Raw genomic sequence first — 11,648 nt, 5'->3', positions numbered from 1 at the left:
TTGTAGCTAAGTGCGTACCCGACTGTTCCACTGGTCGAATCCGACAGCCACCAGAATCAGAACGCCGATCGCGATCTGCAGGTAGAACGCGTTGATCGCGAGCAGGTTGCCGCCGTTGTTCAGCACGCCCATGATCAGCGCGCCGGTCGCGGCACCGAGCGCGCCGCCCTTGGCGCCGAACAGGCTTGCTCCGCCGATGACGCAGGCCGCGATCGCATTGAGCTCGAAGCCGGTGCCCGCGGTCGGGATACCGGCGCCGAGCCGGGACGTGAGCAGCACACCGCCGAGCCCGGCGAGCAGGCCGGAGATCGCGTAGACCGCGATCGTCACCGCGGTGACCGGAACCCCGGCCAACCGCGCGGACTCCGGGTTCGAGCCCACCGCGTAGACGTACCTGCCGAACACCGTGCGGGTGAGCACGAACCAGACGATCAGTACGACCGCCGCCGCGATCAGCAGCAGGTTCGGGATGCCGAGAACGGTGCCGTTCGCGATTTCCTGGAATCCTTCCGGCAGGCCCTGCACCGTCTTGGCGTCAGTGATCACCAGGACGACGCCACGCGCGATGCCGAGCATGCCCAGGGTCGCGATGAACGGGGGCAGTTTGGCCCGGGTGACGAGGAGGCCGTTGGCGAGGCCCAGGGCAGCGCCGATCGCGACGCCGACCGCGATCGCGACCAGCACCGGCCAGCCCGCCACGAGCAGTTGTGCGGTGACCGCGCCGGAAAGGCCGAGTACCGACCCGACCGAGAGGTCGATGCCCGCGGTGAGGATGACGAGGAGCTGGCCGACCGCGATGATGCCGAAGATCGCGACCTGCCGGGCGAGGTTGGCCAGGTTTCCGCCGGTGAGGAACGTGTCGCTGGCGAGGGTGAGCGCGCCGACGGCGACCAGCAGTACGACTAGCCCGCCGCTTTCGCGGCCGGCAATGTCGCCGAGCGTGAGCACCCGGTGTGCCCCGGGCTTCTCGGCTTTCTCGGCGTCACTGGTGATCGTCGTGGTCGGAACCTCTTCCCGCCACATCAACCTAGGCACCACGACGATCCCCCTCCGCGTCGGTGTCGCGGCCCCCGGCGGCCGGGCCGCCGCCGGGGGCTGATCGGGTAACGCCGCCGCCGGAGGCCGCAGGCGCGTCATCCTCGGCACCAGCCGCAGGCGCGTCATCCTCGGCGCCGGTCGCGGGCGCGCCAGCCGCAGGCGCGTCGGCCGCTTCGGCCGCGGCGGGCGCGCCGCCGGAGGCCAGGCGGAGGACGTCTTCCTCGGAGGCGCCGGACGGGAGTTCACCGGCGATCGCGCCGTCGCGGAGGACGACGATCCGGTCGGCGAGCCCGATGAGTTCCGGCAGGTACGAGGACACGATGACGATGCCGAGACCGCGGCGCGCGAGGTCACCGATGACGTCGTACAGCTCACCCTTCGCGCCGACGTCGATCCCCTTCGTCGGCTCGTCGAAGATCAACACCTTCGGCTCGGTGAGCAGCCACCGCGCGAGCAGCACCTTCTGCTGGTTCCCGCCGGACAACGTCGACACCGGCTGGTCGTACGAACCGGCCCGCAGCCGCAACGAGTCGAGCAACCGATCGGCCTCCGCGGCCTGGGACTTCCCAGGCAGCAACCCACCCCGCGACGCCCTCCGCAGGCTCGCGATCGTCACGTTCTCCCGGATCGAGAGCTCCGGCAGCAACCCGAGCACCTTCCGGTCCTCGGTCAGCAGTCCGATCCCCGCGTTCATCATCGCCCGCGGCCCGGTCGGCCTGACGGTCCGCCCGTGGACCTGGACCTCCCCCGCCACCATCCGCTCCGCGCCGAAGATCGCCAGCAGCAGCTCGCTGCGCCCGGACCCGAGCAGCCCACCGATACCGACGATCTCCCCCGCGCGGACGTCCAGGTCCACCGACGGCCCGTCGGCCGTCCGCTGCAATCCTCGCACCCGGAGCACCGGGGTGCCCGCGTCCCGGGTCTCCTCCGGGTACAGCGACGTCACCTCCCGCCCCACCATCGCGGCGATCAGTTTGTTCTCGTCGTACTCGGCCATCGGCCCGGTCTCGGAGAGACCGCCGTCCCGCAGGACCGTGACCTGGTCGCCGATCTCGAACATCTCCTCCAGGCGGTGGGTGACGTAGAGCATGGCGACGCCCTGCTCGCGCAGGCGCCGGATGTGGTCGAGGAGGCGTGCCGATTCGCTCTCGGTGAGGGCGGTGGTGGGCTCGTCGAAGACGATCACCTTGACCTCGTCGGCGGTGAGGACCTTCGCGATCTCGACGAGTTGCTTCGTGGCGGCGGAGAGTCGCTCGACGGGGGTGTCGGGGTCGAGGTCGGTGAGGCCTACTTCGGCCAGGGCGTTGCGGGCGGACCGCCGGAGCCGGCGGGAGTCCAGTAGCCCGCGGCGCGCGGGCAGGCGTCCCATGTAGAGGTTTTCGGCGACCGAGAGGTGCGGCAGCAGGCTCAGTTCCTGGTAGACGGCTTGGACGCCGGCCGCACGCAGTGCCGCGGGGGTGGCGGACGGGACGTCGACGCCGTCGATGCGGTACTCGCCGCGGTCACGCCGGAGCGCGCCGGTCAGTACCCGGATCAACGTGGATTTTCCGGCGCCGTTCTCGCCGGCCAAGCAGTGCACCTGCCCCGCCGCCAATCGCAGCGACACGTGACTCAAGGCCTGCACCGGCCCGAACGCCTTGGACACCCCCACCAGCTCCAAGACCGCCGCGCCCCCCTCCCCACGGGTCGCCTCGCTCCCGGCCCCATCGGCCGCCGACGCGCGCGACGCTGCCGCGCGCGTACCGTCCGCCACGGGCGCGTCGGCCGACACCGGCGTGCCACCCGGCGCGGCAGCGTCGCGCGCCGCGGGCGGACCACCCGGCGCGGGCGGGTCGATCGGCGCGGGAGAGTTGCCCGCGGGCTGCGCGCCCGCCGTTGGGTCGTCGACCGGGACGGGACCGCCTTCCGTGCCCGCTTCTTCTCCCGGGACGGGTAATCCGGTCGCCTGGTCGACCGGCCGAGGATCGCCGGACGGGTCACTCGGCGCGGGTGGGCTGGTCATGAGCCGGGCTCGGCGGTGGGGGGTTCGAGGAGGGACTTCACCTCGGGGGTCGTGCGGTTCTTCTGGTCGGCCACGACCGCGCCGGGGTCGATCTCGCGCGGCGGGGTGCGACCGGTCGCGGCCATCGCCCCGGACAACACGCCCTGGTACCCGAAGAAGTACGGGTTCTGCACGACGAGAGCGTCGATAGTGCCGTTCGCGAGCGCGGCGTTCTCCTGCGGATCGGAGTCGAACGCCACGACCGGAATCCGGTCGGCGGCCTTGTTGTCCGCGACCGCACGGGCAGCCCCCACCCCGGACGTGTTGTTGTCGGCGAACACGCCCAACAGGTTGCTGTTGGCGGTCAGCGCATCGTTGACCTGCGACGCCGCAGTGTTGATGTCGTTGTTGTTGTACCGCTGGAGCTTCGAATCGACACCCGGGCACCCTTCTGCGAGCCCCTGCCGGAACCCGCGGTCCCGATCGACGAGCGACTGGATCCCCGCTACCGACGACTCGACCAGGATCGCGCCGGACGTCCGGCCCTGCGCTTTGAGCAGTTCGCACATCCTCCGCCCAGCCTGCTGACCGGCTTTCACGTTGTCGGTGCCGATGAACCCCTCGGTCTGCGTCGTGATCCGGGTGTCGACGGTGACGACCTTCACCCCGGCCTCCCGCGCCCGCTCGATCACGGAGTTGAGCGCGCTCGACGAGTTCGGCGCGATCACGATGCCGTCCACGCCACGCGAGATCGAGTTCTCGACCAACTGGACCTGCTCGTCGATGTTCGTCTCCGAGGTGGGGCCGAACGTGTTGACCTCGACGCCGAAGTCGTCGGACGCCTGCTCAGCGCCGGCGAGCATCACCTGCCAGAAGGACGAGTCGCTCGCTTTGATGATGACGTCGATCCGGGTGCCGCTGGCCGCACCACCGTCACCGCCCCCGCCACCGCTTGAACCGCTTCCGGTTGCACGGCCCACCACCACTCCGGCGACCACGGCTACCAGCGCGATGATCGCGACGAACGAGAGGGAGAACACCGTCCGGGTGCGCGCCATGTCGACCTCCCCGCGGTTCACATCATTGTGATCCAGGTCTCATCAGGGTGCTCCGATCTGACGCGGATGTCCTGGAATCACCAGAAGTCACCAGGAGTCCGGACCCTTGACGCGAGACGGACCGAACCGGTACCCAGAACGAAACACTCCCCGACCTGCGTTGGGAGCGATGTCCGATGCTGATCAGCGATGTTCTCCGCACCAAGTCCAGCGGCTCCGAGGTGGCTACCGTCGGACCCGACGAATCCGTCCGTTCACTCCTGGCCCAGTTGGCCGAGCACAATTTCGGCGCGCTCGTCGTGTCGAACGATGGCGAGACGATCACCGGGATCGTGTCCGAACGCGACATCGTGCGGCGGCTGCACGAGCACGGCGTGCGGCTCCTCGACGAGAGCGTGTCGTCGATCATGACCGTCGACGTCCACACGTGCCGGAGCACCGACGACGTCGCCCGTATCCGCCAGACGATGACCGATCGCCGTATCCGGCACCTGCCGGTGGTGGACGAAGGCCGCCTGGTCGGCCTGGTGAGCATCGGTGACGTAGTGAAGAGCACGATCTCCGAGCTGGAGAGCGAAAAGGAACAACTGGTCGGCTACATCACGAGCTGACCTCGCCACCGGAGCGCTGCCGCCCGGCCCCACAGCGGGCCCGGACGGCAGCGCTTCGCGTCGCGCGCCCGCGCCCGTCGGCGGGCCTGGTCGGACGCCTTCTGCGCTCAGGCGGAGGTTTCCGCGGTGGCCGTGAGGACGGCGCGGCCGAGGATGTGGCCGGCCATGGTGAAACCGAGCAGCGCCGGCGTGGCGTCCGCCGGAACGCCGATCTGTTCGACGTCGAGCGCGTGCACGACGATGAAGTACCGGTGCTCGCCGTGCCCGGGCGGCGGGGCGGCACCGACGAACTGGGAGAGCCGGGCGTCGTTCGGCAGCTGATACGCGCCGCTCGGGAGATCGCTGTCGCTGACCCCTTCGGGGAGCGACGTGACCGAGGCCGGGATGTCGGCCACGGCCCAGTGCCAGAAGCCGGAGCCGGTCGGCGCGTCCGGGTCGTAGACGGTGACCGCGTAGCTCTTCGTGCCTTCGGGCGCGCCGCTCCAGGACAGCTGCGGCGAGAGGTCCTTACCGGACCGCTGCTCCGGCGCGAGGGGCGCGCCGTCAGCGACGGAGGTACTGGTCAGGGTGAAAGTAGCCGCCTCCGGGAGGCGGGCGAAGGGATCGTTCATGCAATCGACTGTAACACCGAAAATCGATTATCTGTCAAATGGTCTACGATGAAGCCATGGCGCAGATGTTGTCCGGACGGATCTACGACGAGCTCCGCGATGCGATATTGCGCGGCGACTTCGCCCCCGGCGACGCACTCAAGCCGCAAGAACTCGCCGGCGCTCATGGCGTCAGCCTCGCGGTGGTGCGGGAGGCGCTCGTGCGGCTGGTCGGCGACGGACTGGCCGACCGGCTGACGAACCGTGGTTTTGCGGTTCCTCTGCAGTCCGACCGGCGCTGGCAGGACCTGGTCGAGGCCCGGTGCACGGTGGAGGTCGCCACGTTGCGGCTGGCGATCGAGCGCGGCGACCTGGACTGGGAAGCGCGGGTCCGCGCCACGCACCACCGCCTGGCCCGCACCCCAGCGTTCGACGGCTCGCAGATCACGGCCGAATGGTCACGCGCGCACCGCGACTTCCACCGGGCGCTTCTGGAGGGCAGCGGCAACACCGTGCTGCTGGAGACGTTCGACCGCATGTGGCTGGCCGGCGAGCTGGTCCGCCGCTGGTCGATCGACCGCGCCCCGATCAGGGACTACCTGGGCGAACACCGTGCGATCGAAGAGGCCACGCTGGCTCGCGACGCCGACGTTGCGGCCTCACTGCTCACTCGGCACTTGACCCGGACGGTCGACACCCTCGACTGACGGAACCTTTTCAACGGCGCTGGACACATCTACAGTCCTATCCATAGTTCGCAGGTAGGGGATGCATGTTAAATGTGTGATCCCTGAGACTTCCGTGCCCTCTGCGTCGCCAGGAGCTGCTCGTGCCCGTACGTTCCACGTTGTTGGTGCTGGCCACGGCCACGACCCTCGTCCTCGCCGGCTGCTCGTCCTCCGACGACAGCACTGCCGAGTCCGGTCCCCCGCAGTCCGGCGGCACGTTGAAGTTCGCGCTGGCCGTCGACCCGACGTGCCTCGACCCGCAGCAGTTCGGCCTCAACGCCAGCCTCAACGTGGGCCGCCAGATCGTCGACTCGCTCACCGACCAGGACCCGAAGTCCGGTGAGATCAAGCCGTGGCTCGCCGAGTCATGGCAGATCAACGACGCGGCGACGAGCTTCACGTTCAAGCTCCGCACCGGCGCGACGTTCAGCGACGGCACCCCGGTGGACGCCGCCGCGGTCAAGACCAACTTCGACGCGATCGTGAAGCTCGGCGCGAAGGCCCAGCTCGCCGGAACCTACCTGGGCGGTTACCAGAGCTCGACCGTTGTCGACCCGACGACGGTCCGGGTCGACTTCGCGGCGCCCAGTGCCCAGTTCCTGCAGGCCACGTCGACGATGTCGCTCGGCCTGCTCTCGGCGTCGACCGCGGCGAAGACCCCGGAGCAGCGCTGCCAGGGTGACCTGATCGGTTCCGGGCCGTTCGTCCTGAAGAAGTACACGCCGAATCAGGGCGTCACGCTCGAGCGCCGCAAGGGTTACGCCTGGCCGTCGTCGCTGGCCGAGCACAAGGGTGAGGCCTACCTCGAGGGCATCGAGTACAAGATCGTGCCCGAGTCCGGCGTCCGCACCGGCACGCTCCAGTCCGGACAGATCGACGGCGCCACCGACATTCCGCCGCAGGACGAGGCACGCTTCGACGGCAACGGATTCCAGCTGCTGGTGCGCGGCAACCCCGGCATCCCGTTCAACCTCGCGGCCAACACGTCCAAGCCGATCGTCGGCGACGAGCAGGTGCGCCTCGCCATCCAGAAGGCGCTCAACCGCGACGAGATCGTGCAGACCGCGCTCTCCGACAAGTACCAGGTCGCGACCAGCACGCTGGCCGAGTCGACGCCGGGCTGGAGCGACCAGGGCGCCGCATTGAAGTTCGACCAGGACGGCGCCAAGAAGCTCCTCGACGCCGACGGCTGGTCACCCGGCTCCGACGGCATCCGGCAGAAGGCGGGCAAGAAGCTGTCCGTCGACGTCATCTACAACCTGGCGTTCCCGCCCAGCCAGACGATCCTCGAGCTCGCTCAGCAGCAGCTGAAGGCCGTCGGTATCGAACTGAAGCTGCGCCAGCTCACGACCGGTGAGCTGACCGCCGCACAGGCCAACAGCGACTTCGACTTCCTCTGGTACAACGTCACCCGCGCCGATCCGGACATCCTGCGGACGATCTTCTCGACGAAGTACGCGAACCGTTCGCAGCTGAAGCCCGGGCCGCTCGACACGGCCCTCGACGAGCAGGTCGCGACCCTCGACGACGCCAAGCGCAAGCAGTTCGTCGCCGAAGCGCAGAAGCTGATCATCACCGATCACGCCTACCAGATCCCGATCGTCGAGTTGTCGCAGGTGATCGGGCTGTCCGAGAAGGTGCAGGGGCTGCGGTTCGAAGCGTCGTCGCGGCTCTCGTTCTACGACACCTGGCTCGGCAAATGACGGTCCGATACCTGGGTCGGAGGCTGGCGCAGGCATTCTTCGTCCTCTGGGCGGCGTTCACGCTGGGCTACGGCGTGCTGTACCTGCTGCCCAGCGATCCCGTCGACATCATGTTGTCCGGCGGGACGTCCGGGCAGAGCCAGGCGACGCCGGAGCAGATCGCGGCGTTGAAGGCCGAGTTGGGTCTCGATCAGCCGCTACCCGTGCAGTACGCGCGTGCCCTGTGGAGCGCGCTGCACGGCGACTTCGGCCATTCGGTGCAGACCGGGGCGAGCGTCACCCACAGCATTCTCGAGGCGCTGCCGGAGACGCTGAAGCTGACCGGCCTGGCGTTCTCGTTCTCGCTCGCCTTCGGGCTGCTACTCGCGTTCGGCGGCACCTATCCGCGGTGGCCGCTGGTCCGGCAGGCGGTGCTGGCGATCCCGCCGGTCGCCGTCTCCCTGCCGACGTTCTGGGTGGGGCTCGTGCTGGTGCAGGTCGTGTCGTTCCAGTGGCGCCTGTTACCAGCGATCGGCAACGAGGGCTTCGAGAGCCTGATCCTCCCGGCGCTGACGCTGGCGATCCCGATCGGTGCGCTCGTTGGTCAGGTGCTCGCGCGCAGCATCCTCACCGCGCTCGAGGAGCCGTACGTCGAGACCGCGCTGGCGAAGGGAGCCGGGCGGGCCCGTGTCCACTTCAGGCACGTGCTGCGTAACGCGTCGATTCCGGCGATGACGGTGGCGGCGGCGTGGGCCGGGCAGCTGCTCGCCGGCTCGGTGGTGGTCGAGACCGTGTACTCACGATCGGGCATCGGTCGCCTGGTCGTGGACGCGGTCGGCAACCAGGACATCCCGCTGGTGCAGGGTCTGGTCGTGCTGAGCGCGCTGGCGTTCGTCACGGTGAACCTGCTCGTCGACGTGCTGTATCCGCTGGTCGACCCACGGGTGACCACGAGCAGGCAGGGGCTGGCAGCATGACCGCCCTCGACACCCGCACGCCCGTGGCGACGCCTGAACACACCCCGGCGCCGAATCGCCTCCGGCGGACCGCGGTGTTCCTGGCCCGGCGCCCCGGCTTGGTCCTCTCGATCGTGTTCTTGGCGGCCGTGCTGCTGGCCGCCTTCTTCCCCGCGATCTTCACCTCCCGCGATCCCCTGGTCGGCGTTCCGGCCGACAAGCTCCAGTCCCCGGGCGCCGAGCACCTCTTCGGCACCGACCAGACCGGCCGGGACCTGTTCGCCCGGGTCGTCCACGGCGCGAACCTGTCGCTGCGGGCCACGGTGATCGCGGTGGCCGTGGCGCTGGTGGTCGGCTCGCTCGTGGGATTGCTGGCCGGTTATGTCGGTGGGTGGCTGGACGATGTCGCCATGCGTCTCGTCGACGTGTTGTTGGCAATTCCGCAGTTGCTGTTGACGCTGGCGATCGTGACCGTACTGGGGTTCGGTACGACGAAGGTGGCGATCGCGGTGGGGCTGTCCACCGTGGCGAACTTCGCCCGGTTGATGCGGGCGGAAGTGCTGCGGGTGCGGACCGCGACCTATGTGGAGGCGGCGCGGGCCACCGGCGCCCGCTGGTACAGCATCCTGCGGCGGCACGTGCTGCCGAATGCGCTCGGGCCGATCGGGGCGTACGCGGCGCTCGACTTCGGGTTGGCGATCCTCGCCGTGTCGACGCTCAGCTTCCTCGGTTTCGGCGCGGAGCCACCGACGCCGGAGTGGGGCTCGTTGGTGTCGACCGGGCGGGATTATCTGGCCACCGCGTGGTGGCTGACGACACTGCCCGGGCTCACGGTGGCCGCGACCGTGCTCGCGACGAACCGGGTCTCGCGGGCGCTCGGCGGCGGTGGGGAGGAGTACCGGTGAGTCTGCTGGAGATTTCGGACCTGCGGGTCGCGTACGGTGATCGTCCGCCTGCGGTGGACGGGGTGAACCTGACCGTTTCGGCCGGTGAGGTCGTGGCGCTGGTGGGTGAGTCGGGGTCGGGGAAGTCGACGACCGCGCACGCGATCGTGGGGCTGTTGCCGCGGGGCGGTCGGTTGACCGGGGGGTCGATCACGTTCAACGGGCGTGAGTTGGTGGGGGCGAAGGATCTTCGTTCGATTCGTGGGCGTGAGATCGGGTTGGTGCCGCAGGATCCGATGATCGCGCTGAACCCGGTGCAGCGGGTGGGGCGGCAGGTTTCCGAGGTTCTGAAGATCCACGGGTTGGCGCGGGGGCGGGCGGCCGATGCGCGGGCGGTGGAGTTGCTCGCGGACGCGGGGCTCGATTCGCCGGGGTTGCGTTCCCGGCAGTATCCGCACGAGCTGTCGGGCGGGATGCGCCAGCGGGCGTTGATCGCGCTGGCGCTGGCGTGCGGGCCGAAGCTCGTGATCGCCGACGAGCCGACCAGCGCGTTGGACGTCACCGTGCAGCGGCGGATCCTCGATCACCTCGAGACGTTGATCGCGCGTACCGGCACGGCGGTGTTGCTGATCACGCACGATCTTGGGGTTGCGGCGGATCGGGCGCAGCGGATCGTGGTGGCGGCGAACGGCCAGGTGATCGAGGCCGGCCCGACCGCCGAGGTTCTCCGCGCCCCGCGCCAGCCCTACACGCGCGCTCTCCTCGAGAGCGCCCCCAGCCTCAACACCGGCCGCCTCCGCGCGGCCACGGCCACCCTGGACCGCACCTCCGCCGCGGAAGCGCGCGGCGCGGGCGCGGGGCCGCACGGCGCAGGCGCGGGGCCGCACGGCGCAGGCGCGGGGCCGCGCGGCGCAGGCGCGGAGCCGGGCAGCGCAGGCGCGGAGCCGGGCAGCGCAGGCGCGGAGCCGCGCGGCGTGGGCGGCGCGGGCGCGGAGCCGCGCGGCGCGGGCAGCGCGGGTGGCGGGGGTGGCGCGGGCAGCGCGGGTGGCGTCCATCTCAGCGACTCGCTGGTTTCGGTGAGTGGGCTGGTGAAGGACTATCGGTTGCCGTGGACCCGGGGTGGTGCGCGGATGTTGCGCGCGGTGGACGACGTGAGTTTTTCGATCCCGCGTGGGGAGACATTCGCGCTGGTCGGGGAATCGGGATCAGGAAAGTCCACCGTCGCGCGGATGGTGTTGCGGCTGACCACACCAACCGCGGGCTCGATCACCTTCGACGGTGTCGACAGCACGCGCCTCCGTGGCGAGGCGCTACGGCGGCTCCGGCGCCGAATGCAGCCGGTCTATCAGAACCCGTACGCGTCCCTGAGCCCCCGCCTCTCGGTGCAGGAAGCGATCGCGGAACCGCTGCACGAGTTCCGGGTCGGCGACGCGGCATCGCGGCGCGCGCGGGCGGCTGCTTTGGTCGACCAGGTCGCGCTGCCCGCCAACGTGCTGGACCGCCGGCCGGCAGAGCTTTCCGGCGGGCAGCGTCAGCGGGTCGCGATCGCGCGGGCCCTCGCGCTGAAGCCGGAGCTCGTCGTGTGCGACGAACCGGTGTCCGCACTGGACGTGTCGGTGCAGCGCCAGATCCTCGATCTGCTGGTGCGACTCCAGGACGAACTGGGGCTCGGCTACCTGTTCATCTCGCACGACCTGGCAGTCGTGAGCCAGATCGCCGACCGCGTCGGGGTGATGCGCAACGGCCGCCTGGTCGAAACCGGCCGAGCCGACGAACTCCTCACCACTCCCCAGCACGACTACACAAGAGAACTCCTAGCCGCCATCCCGGGCAAGAAAGCCCTCGGCTAGCCGCCGCGCCGCCGCGCTCGAGGGGATCACCATCGCGGGGCGCGGAACGCGGCGCAGCGCGGAACGCAACACGGCGCGGAACGCGGCGACGCGGCGCGGCGCGGCGGGACGCGGAATGCCAGGAACCTGTTCGCCGAGCGGCGTGTCGCTGGACGGTTTCCTGGCAATCCGCGCGCTGGGAACCTTCGTGGGGCACGGCGCACTGCCCGCCCGCATGGCATGGCGCGTGGTGGGAGCGGCTAGCGCATGGCGGGGCGCTCGGCACGGCAC

10 protein-coding genes are annotated in these 11,648 nt (G+C 70.0%); 6 read left to right on the top strand and 4 right to left on the bottom strand.

The window, feature by feature from the left end:
- Positions 1-6: 6 nt before the first annotated feature.
- Genes ACGFY5_RS05850 through ACGFY5_RS05840 form a run of 3 tightly spaced genes read right to left on the bottom strand, consistent with a single transcriptional unit; the run spans position 7 to position 4,077 of the window.
- On the bottom strand, positions 7-1,035 hold the full coding sequence (locus ACGFY5_RS05850) for an ABC transporter permease (RefSeq protein ID WP_392717743.1): 1,029 nt from the start codon (positions 1,033-1,035) through the stop codon (positions 7-9).
- The gene (locus ACGFY5_RS05845; RefSeq protein WP_392717741.1) at positions 1,028-3,040 is read right to left on the bottom strand and encodes a sugar ABC transporter ATP-binding protein; all 2,013 of its coding nucleotides are present in this window, start codon (positions 3,038-3,040) and stop codon (positions 1,028-1,030) included. Before ACGFY5_RS05845 ends, ACGFY5_RS05850 begins: the two co-directional genes overlap by 8 nt.
- Positions 3,037-4,077: an ABC transporter substrate-binding protein gene (locus ACGFY5_RS05840; protein ID WP_392717739.1), complete on the bottom strand. Its 1,041-nt coding sequence runs from the start codon at positions 4,075-4,077 to the stop codon at positions 3,037-3,039. The genes ACGFY5_RS05845 and ACGFY5_RS05840 overlap by 4 nt, the downstream gene beginning before the upstream one ends.
- 176 nt (positions 4,078-4,253) lie before the next feature.
- Here ACGFY5_RS05840 and ACGFY5_RS05835 point away from each other — a divergent pair, with 176 nt between their 5' ends.
- The gene (locus ACGFY5_RS05835) at positions 4,254-4,688 is read left to right on the top strand and encodes a CBS domain-containing protein (protein WP_392717737.1); all 435 of its coding nucleotides are present in this window, start codon (positions 4,254-4,256) and stop codon (positions 4,686-4,688) included.
- Positions 4,689-4,795: 107 nt separating this feature from the next.
- Here the strand turns inward: ACGFY5_RS05835 and ACGFY5_RS05830 are convergent, their stop codons facing one another.
- The gene (locus ACGFY5_RS05830) at positions 4,796-5,299 is read right to left on the bottom strand and encodes a YbhB/YbcL family Raf kinase inhibitor-like protein (RefSeq protein WP_392717735.1); all 504 of its coding nucleotides are present in this window, start codon (positions 5,297-5,299) and stop codon (positions 4,796-4,798) included.
- Positions 5,300-5,364: 65 nt separating this feature from the next.
- Between ACGFY5_RS05830 and ACGFY5_RS05825 the strand changes: the two genes are divergently transcribed.
- From ACGFY5_RS05825 to ACGFY5_RS05805, 5 genes are all read left to right on the top strand, one after another.
- Positions 5,365-5,985 carry a GntR family transcriptional regulator gene (locus ACGFY5_RS05825; RefSeq protein ID WP_392718665.1) on the top strand — a complete coding sequence of 207 codons (621 nt, stop codon included), beginning with the start codon at positions 5,365-5,367 and terminating at the stop codon, positions 5,983-5,985.
- 122 nt (positions 5,986-6,107) lie between these two features.
- The gene (locus ACGFY5_RS05820; protein WP_392717733.1) at positions 6,108-7,709 is read left to right on the top strand and encodes an ABC transporter substrate-binding protein; all 1,602 of its coding nucleotides are present in this window, start codon (positions 6,108-6,110) and stop codon (positions 7,707-7,709) included.
- Positions 7,706-8,665: an ABC transporter permease gene (locus ACGFY5_RS05815; RefSeq protein WP_392717731.1), complete on the top strand. Its 960-nt coding sequence runs from the start codon at positions 7,706-7,708 to the stop codon at positions 8,663-8,665. The genes ACGFY5_RS05820 and ACGFY5_RS05815 overlap by 4 nt, the downstream gene beginning before the upstream one ends.
- Complete coding sequence (locus tag ACGFY5_RS05810; protein WP_392717728.1) at positions 8,662-9,549, top strand: ABC transporter permease; 888 nt, start codon at positions 8,662-8,664, stop codon at positions 9,547-9,549. The genes ACGFY5_RS05815 and ACGFY5_RS05810 overlap by 4 nt, the downstream gene beginning before the upstream one ends.
- A complete protein-coding gene (locus tag ACGFY5_RS05805) occupies positions 9,546-11,378 on the top strand; it encodes a dipeptide ABC transporter ATP-binding protein (protein WP_392717726.1) in 1,833 nt (610 codons plus the stop codon). Before ACGFY5_RS05810 ends, ACGFY5_RS05805 begins: the two co-directional genes overlap by 4 nt.
- Positions 11,379-11,648: the final 270 nt, after the last annotated feature.

It is taken from the genome of Cryptosporangium sp. NPDC048952 (assembly GCF_043197895.1).
Lineage (GTDB): Bacteria > Actinomycetota > Actinomycetes > Mycobacteriales > Cryptosporangiaceae > Cryptosporangium.
This window is presented reverse-complemented; position numbering and strand designations above follow the sequence as displayed.